This window comes from Elizabethkingia miricola, assembly GCF_001675285.1.
Classification (GTDB): domain Bacteria; phylum Bacteroidota; class Bacteroidia; order Flavobacteriales; family Weeksellaceae; genus Elizabethkingia; species Elizabethkingia miricola.
This window is the reverse complement of the sequence record NZ_LSGQ01000003.1, coordinates 430345-444916: the sequence shown is the minus strand read 5'-3', so window position 1 is coordinate 444916 and position 14572 is coordinate 430345. Positions and strand designations below refer to the sequence as shown.

Below are 14572 nucleotides of genomic sequence, written 5' to 3'. Positions count from 1 at the left end.
ACAAAGCACAAAATATTAATTCAGAGACATAGCAATTCGTTTATCTGTGAATGGTAACCGAGTGAGACATTTGTTTCTGATCTCAAATCTTCAATTAAATTTATGAAAATTATAAGCTATAACGTTAATGGCATCCGTGCAGCTTTTGCAAAAGACTTTACTACGTGGTTATCTTTTGCAAATCCTGATATTATTTGCTTCCAGGAAAGCAAGGCACAACCGGAACAAATCAATATAGGAGCATTCAGTGATCTTCAGTACGAAAGTTACTGGTATTCCGCACAGAAAAAAGGCTACAGTGGCGTAGGTATCGCTACAAAACACAAACCTAATCATATAGAATACGGAACAGGAATAGATTATATAGATTTTGAAGGCCGGGTAATAAGACTGGATTTCGATAATTTCTCAGTAATCTCTGTTTACGTACCTTCCGCAACTAACATTTCGCGACTGGATCTGAAAATGCAGTTTTGCTATGATTTCCTGAATTACCTGAAGGAGCTTCGTAAGACTATTCCTAATCTTATTGTTTGTGGAGATTTCAATATCTGTCACGAAGCTATCGATATTCACGATCCGATTCGTTTAGCTAGTGTATCGGGCTTTTTACCTATGGAAAGAGAGTATCTTTCCAAATTCTTAGACGAAGGAGAATTTACCGATGCTTTCCGCTATAAAAATCCAGAAACACGACAGTACAGCTGGTGGAGCTATCGTGCTAATGCAAGAGCCAATAACAAAGGCTGGCGATTAGATTATAACATGGTAAGCAATACACTGAAAGATAAAATCCAAAGAGCTATTATACTACCAGAGGCTATGCATTCCGATCACTGCCCTGTAATGGTAGAATTAGATCTATAAAAGCAAAAAGACAAATTACTGTGTAATTTGTCTTTTTTTATTTTCTATTGGTATAACCAGGTTATCTTCGCCTTTCAAACTCCAGCTTCACTGCCGGCGTTGAATTAGGATTAGTTAGTATCATCCGGCCAGACCCCTCAAAGGTCAATACAAATTTATTTCCTCCAATATAAACGACATCTTGTTTCTGATCCTGGCTTTTAGGGTCTTTATAGTTTTCATAGACTACAGAATAAGAATAAGTATTTGAACTTGTTGCAGTACCCGATTCCGTGATAACTACATCACTTGCTCTGAAGTTATAGGTAACCGTTCTGCCGGCCACTGTATTCTGCAATATCCATTCTCCCTGTATTTTATTACTTGGCGGCAAACTATCTTCATTTCCTCTGCATGCAGCAAAAGCGACAAAGAGCAGCATACCAAATACAATCTTCAATACATTTTTCATAGGGAGTACTTTAGCGTAAATATAGGGATAAAAAGGAGAACTTCATAAAAAAATTAAAAGCCCTTCAGGTTACTGAAAGGCTTTTAAAACACCAAATCACAAAATATTAATATGAAAAAAATTCAAATTAAATTGTGACCTGGCTGGGATTCGAACCCAGGACCCATACATTAAAAGTGTATTGCTCTACCAGCTGAGCTACCAGGTCTTGAATGTAAGTCCTAAGACTTGCTATTCAAAATTATTTTTCTCTGTGTGCCTGCGACTGGATTCGAACCAGCACATCCTATTGGATACCACCCCCTCAAGATGGCGTGTCTACCAATTTCACCACACAGGCAAAAAAATTTCTCTAGTGAGACATTTTTTTGAGTAGTGACCTGGCTGGGATTCGAACCCAGGACCCATACATTAAAAGTGTATTGCTCTACCAGCTGAGCTACCAGGTCGGTCACTTTATTAATCAGTGTTTATCTCTGTTTCTAAAGTGGTGCAAAGATACTACTTTTTTTTATATCTCAAAATTTTTTTGGACATTTGTTTAAAAAAAAATCATGATCATTTCGCTATTAGGCTACATGGGCAGTGGTAAGTCTCACATATCCAGAACCCTCGCCCAGAAAATAAATTTTAAATTATTTGACCTCGATAAAGAAATTTCTTTGCACCTGGGAAAGGACATTCCCACAATTTTCAAAGAAATGGGAGAACTTGGTTTTAGAAAAGCAGAGAAACATATACTGGAACAACTCCTTTCTTCGGAAGAAAACATCATATTAAGTCTTGGTGGAGGTACCCCTGTTTATTATAATAACATGGATACCATCACCAGACATTCTAAAAGTTTTTATTTGAGAGCTAAAGTGGGTACTCTAGCAGAAAGGTTATCGAAACAAAAAGATAAACGTCCTATTATTGCCAGAATAAGTGAAGAAGATCTTCCGGAGTTTATCGCAAAGCATTTATTTGAAAGGAATACCTACTATAACGAAGCCGAGTTTATTATAGACACAGATAATAAAACTGATGAAGAAATCTCAAACGAGATTATTCATCACCTTCAGCTTCATCATTAAAGAAGTTGTCCCAATCTTTATCTGACGGTTCTGCTTCTTCTTCATCGTCGTCATCTACATCAAGAAAGCCGTCCATTTCCCGACGGTCTTTTTTGGTAGGTCTTCCCTCTCCTTTCTGGCGGTAATAATCCTGAGCCAGTCTACGGGATTCCAAAAGTGCATATTGCTCGGAATCCGTCATATCCTTGATGTGCAGGGTTACTAATTTCGCCCCGATTCTACTTTTAGGGACCTGTATTACTTTTATTTTATAGTCAATCTGGTTTTTACGGATCGTGATCACATCTCCTTCTGTCACCTCTTTAGAAGACTTTACAACCTGCCCGCCAATACTAACTCTGTTCTTTTTAATTTCCTCTGTTGCAATACTTCTGGTCTTATAGAATCTTACACTCCATAAAAATTTATCAATTCTCATATTTTTTTATACTTTTGCGTAGTTATATACGTTTAAGAATAGTCAATAATTTTATAAAGATACAATGAAAAAATTATTATTAGGTTTGTTGGTAGCTTCTACTGTACTAAATTCATGTAGAAATGACAATTACTACAATCAAAATATTATCCCGAATGTAGATCAGGCTACGCAAAATTCCTATGATGATACTGCGATAAAAGATTACTTAGATACCCATTACTTCGACGACAGAGGAAAGATTAAAACATTTGATGATACCAATAAGCCAGATGACAAAAATATAAAGTTATCCACACTGGCAAAAACATTACCTTCTGGTGTAATCTATGTAATCCGTCCAAATGCACAACCTACAAACGGTACTGATGTAAAAGATAAAAATGTATTACAAATTATGCAGGTCGCTTTCGCAACCCGTGCAATTAAAGGTACTGATGATAAAATTGTATTTACAGGATCTCTTCCATTTTACAATACTGTAGATCAGGGTGGAGTTCCGGTGAATGATCCATTATGGTTCTATGCTAAAAAGGCATTAATAGATTCTGAGCAAAAGAGACTGGATGCTGCCACTACTAATAATACTGTAAAAGTTACAAATAGCTATTTCGAAATTGAAGGCTTCCAGGAAGCTATCAAATTATTCAAATCGTTTACGAATGATGTTACAGCTAATTACAACCTTCAAGGACTAATTATTGTTCCTTCCAGAGCGGCATTTGCAAAAGATCCTCATTACAATTATGTTGGAGCATCTCTAAATGATTACAGCTTCTTCTTCAACTTCCAATTATATGGGTCCAGAGAAAGAACGCCTTCTGAAGAATAAATGAATATCGGAAATAAAATACAACCTGCTTATACAGCAGGTTTTTTTTATGCCCAGATTTGCTGAAGAACTTCCAGTGAGGCCGGATTTTTAAATTCCGGTATATGAATACTGTAGTATACCAGAATACTTTCCAAAAGCCTTCTTCGTTCTGCATTCGTAAGCTTTACGGAATAACCCTCTTCTAAAATACTTTTCCACAATCCAGAAGTACTATCGTCAAAACAATGGTGTGAAGAAAAAGGCTCATAGACTCCTTTTTCAGGATTTAGATAAATTGAATCATTCAGTAATGGTTTTATACCAAGATCTTCCGTCAGAGTTACTAAGAAGTGAACGTGTGCTGAGATATTTTCCTCTTTCAGCTGATCCATAAAACCAGAAATTTTGGAATATATGCTCTCATTTTGAGCTTCATTCCGGAGGATATTGCTTAGTACATCGGCAATAAAAAACTGAAGAGCATTTGTTTTAATATTCCATTCGGGAAGATGGCCATAAGCTTGTAAATCCGAAATTAATGGCAGTCCGGATGCTTTAGGGTTTGTAGTAAACTGTATTTCGAACAAAAACTGTAACAGTGCTTTCTTTTTATTTCTCTTGGAGTAAATTCCTTTCAGAAAATAGCTTTTGTATCCTTCATTATGTGTATAAATATGAAGGACAGCATCATTTTCTCCGTATTTAAGATATGAAATAAGAAAACCCTTCTCCTGTACCATTATTCTTTACTTTAAAGCCAAGTAACCGATTGCAAATATAGGAGTTAATAATAGATTTTTATACACGCATAACCTGAAAACACAGAAAAAATCCCTACATTTGAATACTTAATTTTTAACGTACTATGAATAAATTATCCGGAGTAGGTGTTGCACTAATTACACCCTTCAATGAAGATTTGTCCGTAGATTTTGATTCACTAACAAAATTAGTAGAGTTCAATATCGAAAACGGAACCAGTTATTTAGTAGTTTTAGGAACAACAGCTGAAGCTGCTACACTTAATGATGAAGAGAAGGATAAGGTAGTCAAACACGTTATAAAGGTTAACAATGGTCGTTTGCCATTGGTTTTAGGAATCGGAGGAAATAATACTGCAGAGGTTGTAAAACAAATTAATGAAACTGATACTTCAGCTTTCGATGCTATTCTTTCAGTTTCTCCCTATTATAACAAACCTAATCAGGAAGGACTTTACCAGCACTATAAAGCATTAGCTTCTACAGGAAAAAATATTATTGTCTACAATGTACCGGGAAGAACCGGACAAAACATTGAAGCTTCAACGACTCTTCGCTTAGCGAATGAGTTTCCTAATCTTGTAATGATTAAAGAAGCTGCACCAAATATCAACCAGTATTTTGACATCCTTCGTCAAAAGCCTGAGAACTTCAGCCTTGTTTCCGGGGACGATGAATTTGCATTACCTGTAACTTTAGCAGGTGCGGATGGTGTAATCTCTGTAATCGGACAGGCTTATCCTAAAGAGTTTGCACAGATGATCCAATTGGGTATCGAAGGCAATGCTAAAGAAGCTTATAAAATCCATAACAAACTTGTGGATATTACACGTTTGATTTTTGCTGAAGGAAACCCTACAGGTGTTAAATACATACTTGCTGAGTTAGGCATTGTCAAAAATTACCTAAGATTACCATTGGTGGCTGCATCTGAAAATTTAGAGCAGAAATTAAAAGCGGAAATGGCTAAAATCTAGTCATTTGATATAGTAAAAACATTTATCAGAAAGCATCCACAGGATGCTTTCTTTTTTTTATCTTTATCCTTCGGTTTCCCTTATTCAAGGGGAAAACACATTACAACAAAAACAACAGCAAAATGAAAGTATTAGAAGCTACACCAAAGGATATTCCTTTGATTCAGGATTTGGCTAAAAGATCATGGGAAATGGCCTATTCAAAAATTCTCAGCCCAGCCCAAATCAGTTATATGATGGCCGAGATGTATTCTGAAAAGGAAATTTCTTCTCAAATGGAAAATCCTGACTGGCGATACTTTCTGATAAAAGATGATGAAGGAAACTTTGGAGGATTTATAGGCTACCAATTCAATTATGAGCCTCAAACTACCAAACTTCACCGCATATACATGGTACCGGAATCCAAAGGCAAGGGTTTAGGAAAATTTGCTTTAAATTATCTGAAAAATCATGTTTCTGAAAATGACAATGAGCGTATTATCCTGAATGTAAACAAATACAATAATGCCAAGGATTTCTACGAATCTCAGGGATTCAAAGTTTATGAAGAAGGAGTATTTGATATCGGAAATGGTTATGTAATGGATGACTATCTGATGGAGTTTTTCGTTTAATTTATACCGTATTCTTTCAGAAATTCACCTACAATAATTAACTGAATTCTTATTTAAAAACATACAATAAGACAGATTTTTTGTCGTTTTAAATATATTTTTTGTCAAACTTAATAAAAGTAACGTTAGTATTTTTGCAATGTAATTTTAATGGACAAAAAATGAAAAAACTACATATTATTTTAGCCGGTATCTTAACAATACTCGCCATAAATATATCTGTTGCACAGGAAAACAAAACCAAAATACTGGTGTTATTCTATTCCGATAACGGTGGTACTTATGAACTGGCAAAAGAAGTTGCTAAAGGAATTGAAAGTGAGAAAAATACAGAAGCCATAATCAAGCAGGTAAAAGCATCTTCAAATTCTAAATTAAAAAACATCCCTGTTGCTTCAGTAGATGAATTAAAATCTTACGACGGGATTGCATTTGGTTCTCCTGTTTACTTTGGCAATATCAGTACCGGGATGAGTGAATTTTTATCAAAAACTGTCAACCTGTGGACAAACCATGCTTTGGAAGGAATCCCAGCTACTGTATTTATGTCCGCAGGCAGCGGAGCTGGTAAGGAGCTGGCTATACAATCTTTCTGGAACAGCTTGGCTGTACACGGAATGATCCTTGTACCTACAGGGATAAGAGGAAATGAAAATATTGACAAAAACATTCCACAGGGAAATACCGTATTAGGCACCACAAGTCTTAATTCAGTAAAAAACACAGAAAGACCCAGTCAAGGTGAACGTTACCTAGCGGAATTACAAGGAAAAACAATCGCAAAAGTATCTTTAGCACTTAAAGGTACATTTATACAAAAAGAGATAATCCCAACACAGGAAAGAGCTGATGTTAATAAAGTATTACAGCAAAAACAGATTGTTTTACCACAGGTTCCAAAACCCGCCGGAAACTATCAGCCTTTCGTACGATCAGGCAATCTGGTATTTATTAATCAGGTTGCATTAAAAGACGGCAAAATTGTTAATCCCGGAAAGCTTGGAACAGAGGTAAATGAACAACAGGTAAAAGAAGCAACAAAAGTCACCATGCTAAATGTATTAGCCGTTCTGAGAGAAGCAGTAGGTGGAGATCTGAATAAAGTGAAACAATGTGTACAACTAACCGGTATTTTTAATACTCCGAATGATTACACCAAACATGCTGATCTTATGAATACTGCTTCTGATCTTACTGTTGAGGTACTCGGAGAGAAAGGCAAACATGCAAGAGGCACCCTTGGGGCATCTTCCCTGCCAGTCAACTCTTCCGTAGAAATACAGGCTGTTTTTGAGGTTGAATAATATTAATACAGGGCTAGAATATTAACTTATTTTAGCCCATTTATTTTTCCCTTTATACTGTCGGACATAATAACTCTTCATTCCCTGATGTTCCTGAAAAGCCAATAGCGGATCTGCTTCCAGAAGCTTTTCCACACATTCTTTTGCTGCTTTAATAATATTGGAGTCCTGCATCAGATCCAGCTTTTTAAAGTCGATGACTCCACTCTGCTGTGTTCCCAGAATATCTCCCGGACCTCGAAGCTCCATATCAACCTCCGAAATTTTGAATCCGTCATTAGTTTCCACCATCGTTTTAATCCTCTTCCGGCTTTCCTGAGTCATTTTGTCGGAAGTCATCAAAATACAATAACTCTGCTCTGCTCCACGACCAACACGGCCTCGTAACTGATGCAGCTGAGACAAACCAAATCTTTCAGCACTCTCTATAATCATTACCGATGCATTGGGAACGTTCACTCCTACTTCTATTACAGTAGTAGCCACCATTATCTGTGCTTTTCCACTGGCAAAATACTGCATGGCCGCATCTTTTTCATCGGGCTTCATTTTTCCATGAAGCATTACTACATCATAATCGGGTACAGGGAAAAATTCTTTTACAGTATCGAATCCTTCGTTCAGGTTTTTATAATCAAGTGTTTCACTTTCTTCAATTAGTGGATACACAAAATAGATTTGGCGACCTTTAGCAATTTCTTCCTTCGCAAAATTGAAAACAAATAAACGGTCTTTTTCTTTGCGGTGTGCTGTAACAATAGGCTTCCTTCCAACCGGCATTTCATCGATCACCGAAACATCCAGATCCGAATAGAAACTCATCGCCAGGGTTCTCGGAATAGGAGTTGCTGTCATCACCAGAATATGTGGTGGTATCGCATTTTTAGCCCATAGCTTCGCCCGTTGCGCTACTCCAAAACGGTGTTGTTCGTCGATAATAGCCAGTCCAAGTTTTTTAAATTTCACCTTATCTTCCAATAAAGCATGTGTGCCTACAATAATAGGCAAGGTTCCGTTTTCCAGCATTTCGTGGATAACTTTTCTCTCCGATGCCTTAGTAGATCCCGTTAATAGTTTGACCTCGATACCTGTTCCGTATAGAAGATCGGAGATACCATTGAAATGCTGTTGAGCCAAAATCTCAGTCGGAGCCATCAGACAGCTCTGAAAACCATTATCCAATGCGATAAGCATAGATAATAAAGCCACCATCGTTTTTCCCGATCCTACATCTCCCTGTAATAATCTGTTCATTTGAACAGGAAGCTTCATATCGTTCCTTATTTCTTTCAGAACTCTTTTCTGCGCATTTGTAAGTTCGAACGGCAGATTATTTTCATAAAATCCGGTAAAATAATCCCCCACTAATGGAAAAGGATTTCCCAGGGACGAAGTTTTATTGTGCTTCTTTTTCAGACCATATCCCAGTTGGAAAAAGAATGCTTCCTCAAATTTCAGCCTCCTGTCTGCAGCTTTCTGCCACTGACTATTTTTAGGAAAATGAATATTCTGATAAGCGTCTATTCTGGAAATCAGCTTGAGGCCTTTCATTAAACCAGAAGGAAGATTCTCATCAATAAACGTAGGAACATTCTGTACAATCTCTAATAAAATCTGTTGAAAGAATCGATTATTTATCCCACGTTTTGTCAGTTTTTCACTACTTGAATAAACAGGTAAAAGTGTTGGAGAGTTTTCTTTATTTTCATTTTTCTCTATTTCAGGATGCGGCATAGAGAATACATTGTTAAAAATCTGTACTCTTCCGAAGATTATAACTTCAGTATTAAGCGGAATCTGTTCTTTCAGCCATTTAGAATATTTGAACCACACCAATTCCATTGTTCCGGTTTCATCCCGAAATTTCGCTACCATACGCCTTCCTTTGGCGTATGCCACTTCCTGAATATCTGTAATTCTGCCTTTCAGCGGAATTTCATTGTTTATTTCTCTTAATTCGCCAACTTTGTAAAGTTTACTTTTGTCGATATAACGAATGGGATAAAAGGTCAGAAAGTCCTCTACCTTATGGAGATCCAAAACGTTTTTAATAAGCTTCGCCCGCTCGGGCCCAATGCCTTTAAGGTATTCTATAGGAGTTGATAATTCCAAGTCTTATATTTGCTGCCCGAATTTCGGGAAAAGTAACGGATTATAAAAGTTTTTATACCTTAACCATAAAATTAAAATACCCTTCAGTAATGAAAAAAATAGGAATATTAGGAGGTACAAGTTATCCTTCTACAATATTATACTATGAAACCCTTAATAAGCTTTACAACCAAAAGTTTGGAGCTTTCCATTCATGTCCGATTTTGCTTTACAGTATTGACTACAACGAAATCAAAAGCAATTATAATGATGGCTGGGATGTAATTCCACAGCTATTAAAAAAAGAACTCCAGGTATTGCTGGACAGCAATCCATCTTGTGTAATGATTGCTAACAATACTTTGCATAAAGCTTTTGATCTTATAAAACATGAATTGGAAATCAATATTCCTGTATTCCATATTATAGAGCTTACCAAAGAATATATTCTAAATAATAATTATAAAAATGTTTTACTTCTCGGTACCAAGTATACAATGGAAAGCGATTTCTTTAAGGAACCTCTTATTCAGGCTGGTATTAATGTTGTAATTCCGGACGAAGAAGAGAGAACTGAAATCCAGAAAATACAAATTCAGCTTTCTTCCGGAAAACCTGTAACACCAGAATCTATAGCTTATTTTGAAAAACTTAATGAAAAATACAGCCATCTGGACGCTTTTATATTAGGCTGTACAGAAATTCCGCTTTTATACAAACAAATGGACAGCCCGGTAAATCTTATAGACACCCTGCAAATCCAATGTGAAAAAGCAATGAGTATATTCTAACTAAAAATAAAACGAGCCTTAAAGGGCTCGTTTTTATTATCTGTAAAGTATTAATCTTAAAACTTTCTGATTGCTTCCAATGTTTTATTCACTTCTGCATCTTTAATTGCATCGGAAATAAACCATGTTTCGTATCCACTTGGCGGCAGGTAAATACCTTCTGCCAATAGATGATGGAAAAACTTGTTGAATGTCGTATGATCTGCTTGTGCAGCTTCATCAAAATCAGAAACCTTATTGGTATTGAAGAATACTGACATCATACTGCCAAAACGGTTAATATGATGTGCTATTCCTTTTTCAGTAAGTATTTTAGTAATCTCCTGATCAAGAGTTTCTGTTGTTTTGTTAATCCTGTTGAAGAAGTCTTTGTCTTCTTTAATCAATTGCAATGTTGTTAAACCTGCACGCATTGCCAACGGATTACCGCTTAAAGTTCCTGCCTGATATACACTTCCTAAAGGAGAAAGATTATCCATAATTTCATTACGGGCTGCAAATGCACCTACCGGCATCCCGCCTCCGATAACTTTACCAAAAGTTACGATATCTGCATTGACACCTAAAGCTTCTTGTGCTCCCCCCATACTTAGACGGAATCCTGTCATTACTTCATCAAAAATAAGCAGGGCCTTATGCTCATCACAAACCTGTCTTAGTTTTTGCAGGAAATCATTTTCAGGAAGTACACAACCCATATTCCCGGCAACAGGTTCTACAATAACTGCAGCAATCTGGCCTTCGTTCTGGCTGAATAATTCTTTTACCTGCTCGATATCATTATATCTTGCCAGTAAAGTATCCTGAGCTGTTCCTTTTGTAACTCCGGGACTGTTTGGATCTCCAAAGGTTGCGGCTCCACTTCCTGCTTTAATCAGGAATGAATCTGAGTGACCATGGTAGCAACCTTCAAATTTTATAAATTTATCTTTTCCGGTATAGCCACGTGCTAAACGAATAGCACTCATACATGCTTCTGTACCGGAAGATACCATTCTGATTTTATCTATATTAGGAACAACACTTGTAATAAGTTTTGCAATTTCGGTTTCCAACTCAGTTGGCGCTCCGAAAGAAAAACCACTTTCTGCCTGTTTCTGAATTGCCTCTAATACCACCGGATGGGTATGCCCTACAATTGCAGGTCCCCATGAGTTGATATAATCTACATATTGTCTGTTATCTGCATCGGTAAGATAAGCTCCTTTTGCTGACTTCATAAATACCGGAACTCCTCCTACTGATCTGAAAGCTCTAACGGGAGAGTTAACTCCTCCCGGGATATAACGTTGTGCTTCATCGAAAAGAGCACTACTTCTTTGGTATAACATTAATTTCTTGGTTTTTTAGAATCTAAATATACTAACTGACCGGCTACTGGCTGCTCTCCAAAAGACATTCTGTTCTTTTTATAAAGTTTTGCCAGTTTTATTGCAAACTTCTGGGAGATATCATACATTGTTTCTCCTGTTTTTGCATTATAAGTTTTCTGATTTCCGGAAGAGTTTTTAGATTCTAAAAATACGATCTGGTTTTTCTGTAACTGAGTTCCGTCCAATTCATTGTACTTCATTAATCTGGATACAGAAACTCCATATTTCTGGGAAATATAAGAAAGATCTATTTTCTCAGGAATTACAATGAACTTAAGATCTCCGTTAGGGTGATTTTTCACCAGAATATTATCTAAGATAGCCTGAGGTGTAACAAGTCTTGTTTCTTCAGCTTTCTTTTTAGGTTCCTGATAAACAACCGTCTGAACAGGAATATCTTTATTTTTCTTATTCTGAGATACCTGAGCCATAAATACAGCATCATTTTTAAGGTCAGGATATCTGTTTAGTAATGTTGCATAAACTTTATCGCTCGAGATATTATCGAACTCATAAAGTCTGTATTGTTCAATTTTTCTGATTAGCGCCGGAGCATAGCTAGGGTTGGTTGCATATCCGGATCTTTTAAGTCCGTAAGCCCATGCTTTATAATCTTTAACATCTAAAAGGAAAAGTGGACTGTAATGCTTTCTGGTTGTTAAAAACAGAGAGTGGTCTCTGTAAGAGTCTTTGGGAGACTCATAAACTCTGAAGCATTCGTTTGGAGCATCATCTGTATGGGACATCGTCTTACCTGTCCAGGTTTCTTTACATTTGATACCAAAGTGGTTTTTCCCTTCCTGAGCCAGGCGGCTTTGCCCTCCAGCCGTTTCAATAAGCCCCTGAGCAAGAGTAATACTTGCAGGCACTTTATACAATTCCATTTCTTCTACAGCATAAGGAGCAAATCTCTGAATATATTGCTCTTCTGTATTCCACGTTTGGGCTTTTACTGCAAATGCCGAAACAACAAGACATATACTTAAAAGTTTCTTCATAACCTAATCTCTATCGTATTTCTGTTTTTATTTCTTAATAACTGGTTCGCTCCTTCAATTCCTTGCAAACCTCCTGTATGGAAGGCCAATATTTTGCTGCCGGCAGGAAAAAATCCTTCTTCGACTAACTGAAAGAGTCTCATCATCATCTTACCTGTATATACAGGATCCAGCGGGATATTGTATTGCTTCCAAAAATCGTTTATGAAACGTACAATTTCGTCGGATATTTTACCGTAGCCTCCATAATCTGCTTCAATCAGATTAAAGTTATTTTTAGTACTCAGTTCTTTGATCCTTTGCTCAAGGCTAACATCTCTGACAACTGTAAATCCGATAACTTTCTGGTTTTCTTCCGCATACTTAGAAATCCCCGCAATACTTCCGCCTGTCCCAACAGCCGTGCAAAGGTAATCAAAATCTTTTGTATGTTCCGTCAGCATAAACTTCACGCCCTCAACAGCTTGCAGATTACTTCCTCCTTCCGGCACAATTAGTGCTTCCGGGAACTCTTTCCGGAGTTTTTCTGTTATTGCATCTTTATTCCGATAGTCCGTCCGGCTTACAAACCTGAAGTCCATCCCATTTTCATGCGCTTTTCTCAGCGTAACATTTTCTAAAAATCTGGCTTCCAGTTCTTCCCCCCGGATAATCCCCATAGTAGAAATACTAAAAATCCTGCCAAACGCTGCAACTGTAGCAATATGATTTGAGAAAGCCCCTCCGAATGTAATAATAAGGGGCTTTTCTATTTTTTGATTTAAATAATGATTGACATTATAAAATAGTTTCCAATACTTATTTCCGGAAATATCAGGATGGATGAGATCTTCTCTTTTCAGAAAGATATCTACATCTCCGGATTTAATTTTCTGAATAGGTATTTCGGTTTTTGGAAGTGTCAGCATGCTACCAATATTTTATAAAATTCCAGAATTTTCTTTTTTTCAGATAATCAAAATCATCTTCTTTTGCATAAGCTTCCCGCTCGAAGGAAATAGCGAGATAAGCTTTGTGTGCGTTTTTCAGTTTAAAATACTTGATTCCGTATTCTATCATATACAAAATATAAAACGGTAATATCAGCAGCTCCAACTGTTGCCGCAGATGAATTTTCTCATGATTGAGCAATACAAAATCTTCCTTTAATTCTTTTTTTTTCAACAGAATGAAAGGGAACAACGTTATCGCCGTAATTTTTGTATTTTTGAGTAAAGATTTACATACCAAAATCATTTGACAAAGATAAAAATCATTTAAGATTTTAACTTATGCAGGAGAATACAATCAAAGAAAATGAAGACTTTTATTATAACGAACAAGGTTATAAAGTTTTTACTGAAAAATTCCATTTAAGGCGTGGTTATTGCTGTAAGAATGGTTGTAAACACTGCCCGTATGGGTATGATAAAAAAACAGATACGTTCAACAAAAAGAAAAAATAATTGACTCTATTATGAAAAATTACGTAATCATAGCTCTGGCAGCAATACTTACTTTAGGATCATGTAGTCCTTTCAATGTAAGATCTGATTATGATCAGAGTGCCAGTTTCAACCAATATCGGACTTATGAAATCCGTCAGAACGATCTAAAACTGAATGATATTGACAGGGAGCGCGTTATTGGCTCCATCAGACAACAGATGAACGCTAAAGGAATGACAGAAGCTTCTCCTGCAGACCTTGTAATTAATCTGAAAGCTACACATAAAGAAATCCAGGATATCCAAACTACTTCACCTTGGGGCTACGGCTGGGGAATGGGCTGGGGAGGTCCTTACTGGGGAATGGGTTGGGGATATAACAGAACCTACACAGACTACTATAACAGAGGTACATTGGTAATGGATTTTGTTGACTCCCGTACCAACAAATTAGTATGGCAGGGAATCGGTAGTGGATTGAATGTAGACAGTCCTAAAACCAAAGCTAAACAAATTCCTAATATGGTAGCTGAGGTATTGAAAAATTATCCTCCGCAACAAATGCAGAACAAAAGATAATTCATAATTTTTGAGTATAAAAACGCCCC

17 protein-coding genes and 3 tRNA genes are annotated in these 14572 nt (G+C 36.7%); 9 read left to right on the top strand and 11 right to left on the bottom strand.

Translation table 11 applies throughout. From position 1 onward, the window contains the following. Positions 1-102 precede the first annotated feature (102 nt). Positions 103-867, top strand: a complete 765-nt coding sequence (locus ATE49_RS04975; protein ID WP_059343694.1) for an exodeoxyribonuclease III — start codon at positions 103-105, stop codon at positions 865-867. 61 nt (positions 868-928) lie between these two features. Here the strand turns inward: ATE49_RS04975 and ATE49_RS04970 are convergent, their stop codons facing one another. The 4 genes from ATE49_RS04970 to ATE49_RS04955 form a co-directional block, all read right to left on the bottom strand. Beyond that, complete coding sequence (locus tag ATE49_RS04970; protein ID WP_065081279.1) at positions 929-1318, bottom strand: hypothetical protein; 390 nt, start codon at positions 1316-1318, stop codon at positions 929-931. Positions 1319-1453: 135 nt separating this feature from the next. Beyond that, positions 1454-1526 (bottom strand) — tRNA-Lys (locus tag ATE49_RS04965). A 48-nt stretch (positions 1527-1574) separates the two neighbouring features. Continuing rightward, positions 1575-1658, bottom strand: a tRNA-Leu gene (locus tag ATE49_RS04960). Between the two features lie 36 nt (positions 1659-1694). Continuing rightward, positions 1695-1767: transfer RNA gene (locus ATE49_RS04955), tRNA-Lys, on the bottom strand. A gap of 105 nt (positions 1768-1872) precedes the next feature. Here ATE49_RS04955 and ATE49_RS04950 point away from each other — a divergent pair. Then, positions 1873-2394, top strand: coding sequence for a shikimate kinase (locus tag ATE49_RS04950; protein ID WP_059154253.1), 522 nt, complete (start codon positions 1873-1875; stop codon positions 2392-2394). On the opposite strand, the gene ATE49_RS04945 is transcribed toward ATE49_RS04950, so the two are convergent. Further along, on the bottom strand, positions 2366-2812 hold the full coding sequence (locus ATE49_RS04945) for an RNA-binding S4 domain-containing protein (RefSeq protein ID WP_065081278.1): 447 nt from the start codon (positions 2810-2812) through the stop codon (positions 2366-2368). The two genes, ATE49_RS04950 and ATE49_RS04945, sit on opposite strands and share 29 nt — an antisense overlap. Before the next feature lie 64 nt (positions 2813-2876). On the opposite strand from ATE49_RS04945, the gene ATE49_RS04940 reads away from it, so the two are divergent. Further along, positions 2877-3644, top strand: coding sequence for a hypothetical protein (locus tag ATE49_RS04940; RefSeq protein ID WP_065081277.1), 768 nt, complete (start codon positions 2877-2879; stop codon positions 3642-3644). A gap of 47 nt (positions 3645-3691) precedes the next feature. Here ATE49_RS04940 and recO read toward each other — a convergent pair whose 3' ends face one another. After that, the gene (gene recO / locus ATE49_RS04935; protein ID WP_065081276.1) at positions 3692-4366 is read right to left on the bottom strand and encodes a DNA repair protein RecO; all 675 of its coding nucleotides are present in this window, start codon (positions 4364-4366) and stop codon (positions 3692-3694) included. 125 nt (positions 4367-4491) lie between these two features. On the opposite strand from recO, the gene dapA reads away from it, so the two are divergent. The 3 genes from dapA (at position 4492) to ATE49_RS04920 (ending at position 7285) form a co-directional block, all read left to right on the top strand. Beyond that, positions 4492-5364: a 4-hydroxy-tetrahydrodipicolinate synthase gene (gene dapA, locus ATE49_RS04930; protein WP_065081275.1), complete on the top strand. Its 873-nt coding sequence runs from the start codon at positions 4492-4494 to the stop codon at positions 5362-5364. Between the two features lie 122 nt (positions 5365-5486). Beyond that, the gene (locus ATE49_RS04925) at positions 5487-5981 is read left to right on the top strand and encodes a GNAT family N-acetyltransferase (RefSeq protein ID WP_059154258.1); all 495 of its coding nucleotides are present in this window, start codon (positions 5487-5489) and stop codon (positions 5979-5981) included. 161 nt (positions 5982-6142) lie between these two features. Continuing rightward, on the top strand, positions 6143-7285 hold the full coding sequence (locus ATE49_RS04920; RefSeq protein ID WP_065081274.1) for an NAD(P)H:quinone oxidoreductase: 1143 nt from the start codon (positions 6143-6145) through the stop codon (positions 7283-7285). A gap of 21 nt (positions 7286-7306) precedes the next feature. On the opposite strand, the gene recG is transcribed toward ATE49_RS04920, so the two are convergent. Beyond that, the gene (recG, locus tag ATE49_RS04915) at positions 7307-9397 is read right to left on the bottom strand and encodes an ATP-dependent DNA helicase RecG (RefSeq protein WP_065081273.1); all 2091 of its coding nucleotides are present in this window, start codon (positions 9395-9397) and stop codon (positions 7307-7309) included. Between the two features lie 89 nt (positions 9398-9486). Here recG and ATE49_RS04910 point away from each other — a divergent pair, with 89 nt between their 5' ends. Beyond that, the gene (locus ATE49_RS04910; RefSeq protein WP_059154261.1) at positions 9487-10167 is read left to right on the top strand and encodes an aspartate/glutamate racemase family protein; all 681 of its coding nucleotides are present in this window, start codon (positions 9487-9489) and stop codon (positions 10165-10167) included. 56 nt (positions 10168-10223) lie between these two features. Here the strand turns inward: ATE49_RS04910 and hemL are convergent, their stop codons facing one another. From hemL to ATE49_RS04890, 4 genes are read right to left on the bottom strand one after another with little or no spacing between them, the layout of a single operon-like run. Then, positions 10224-11498, bottom strand: coding sequence for a glutamate-1-semialdehyde 2,1-aminomutase (gene hemL, locus ATE49_RS04905; protein ID WP_065081272.1), 1275 nt, complete (start codon positions 11496-11498; stop codon positions 10224-10226). Then, positions 11498-12538, bottom strand: a complete 1041-nt coding sequence (locus ATE49_RS04900; RefSeq protein WP_059154263.1) for a glucosaminidase domain-containing protein — start codon at positions 12536-12538, stop codon at positions 11498-11500. Before ATE49_RS04900 ends, hemL begins: the two co-directional genes overlap by 1 nt. Continuing rightward, positions 12535-13446 (bottom strand): 1-aminocyclopropane-1-carboxylate deaminase/D-cysteine desulfhydrase, encoded by a 912-nt coding sequence (locus tag ATE49_RS04895; protein WP_065081271.1) that lies wholly within the window; start codon positions 13444-13446, stop codon positions 12535-12537. Before ATE49_RS04895 ends, ATE49_RS04900 begins: the two co-directional genes overlap by 4 nt. A gap of 1 nt (position 13447) precedes the next feature. Beyond that, entirely contained in the window at positions 13448-13774 is a 327-nt protein-coding gene (locus ATE49_RS04890) for a hypothetical protein (RefSeq protein ID WP_059324233.1), read from the bottom strand. A gap of 35 nt (positions 13775-13809) precedes the next feature. On the opposite strand from ATE49_RS04890, the gene ATE49_RS20315 reads away from it, so the two are divergent. Together ATE49_RS20315 and ATE49_RS04885 are read left to right on the top strand one after the other, a co-directional pair. Beyond that, positions 13810-13983, top strand: coding sequence for a DUF5522 domain-containing protein (locus ATE49_RS20315; protein WP_021348876.1), 174 nt, complete (start codon positions 13810-13812; stop codon positions 13981-13983). Between the two features lie 11 nt (positions 13984-13994). Beyond that, entirely contained in the window at positions 13995-14543 is a 549-nt protein-coding gene (locus ATE49_RS04885; protein WP_021348875.1) for a DUF4136 domain-containing protein, read from the top strand. The last annotated feature ends 29 nt before the right edge of the window (positions 14544-14572 follow it).

Excerpts from the sequence above, each read along its gene's own strand:
- ATE49_RS04975 (WP_059343694.1), top strand. The coding sequence starts at position 103 with ATGAAAATTATAAGCTATAACGTTAATGGCATCCGTGCAGCTTTTGCA.
- ATE49_RS04970 (WP_065081279.1), bottom strand. The coding sequence starts at position 1,318 with ATGAAAAATGTATTGAAGATTGTATTTGGTATGCTGCTCTTTGTCGCT.
- ATE49_RS04950 (WP_059154253.1), top strand. The coding sequence starts at position 1,873 with ATGATCATTTCGCTATTAGGCTACATGGGCAGTGGTAAGTCTCACATA.
- ATE49_RS04945 (WP_065081278.1), bottom strand. The coding sequence starts at position 2,812 with ATGAGAATTGATAAATTTTTATGGAGTGTAAGATTCTATAAGACCAGA.
- ATE49_RS04940 (WP_065081277.1), top strand. The coding sequence starts at position 2,877 with ATGAAAAAATTATTATTAGGTTTGTTGGTAGCTTCTACTGTACTAAAT.
- recO (WP_065081276.1), bottom strand. The coding sequence starts at position 4,366 with ATGGTACAGGAGAAGGGTTTTCTTATTTCATATCTTAAATACGGAGAA.
- dapA (WP_065081275.1), top strand. The coding sequence starts at position 4,492 with ATGAATAAATTATCCGGAGTAGGTGTTGCACTAATTACACCCTTCAAT.
- ATE49_RS04925 (WP_059154258.1), top strand. The coding sequence starts at position 5,487 with ATGAAAGTATTAGAAGCTACACCAAAGGATATTCCTTTGATTCAGGAT.
- ATE49_RS04920 (WP_065081274.1), top strand. The coding sequence starts at position 6,143 with ATGAAAAAACTACATATTATTTTAGCCGGTATCTTAACAATACTCGCC.
- ATE49_RS04910 (WP_059154261.1), top strand. The coding sequence starts at position 9,487 with ATGAAAAAAATAGGAATATTAGGAGGTACAAGTTATCCTTCTACAATA.
- hemL (WP_065081272.1), bottom strand. The coding sequence starts at position 11,498 with ATGTTATACCAAAGAAGTAGTGCTCTTTTCGATGAAGCACAACGTTAT.
- ATE49_RS04900 (WP_059154263.1), bottom strand. The coding sequence starts at position 12,538 with ATGAAGAAACTTTTAAGTATATGTCTTGTTGTTTCGGCATTTGCAGTA.
- ATE49_RS04895 (WP_065081271.1), bottom strand. The coding sequence starts at position 13,446 with ATGCTGACACTTCCAAAAACCGAAATACCTATTCAGAAAATTAAATCC.
- ATE49_RS04890 (WP_059324233.1), bottom strand. The coding sequence starts at position 13,774 with ATGATTTTGGTATGTAAATCTTTACTCAAAAATACAAAAATTACGGCG.
- ATE49_RS20315 (WP_021348876.1), top strand. The coding sequence starts at position 13,810 with ATGCAGGAGAATACAATCAAAGAAAATGAAGACTTTTATTATAACGAA.
- ATE49_RS04885 (WP_021348875.1), top strand. The coding sequence starts at position 13,995 with ATGAAAAATTACGTAATCATAGCTCTGGCAGCAATACTTACTTTAGGA.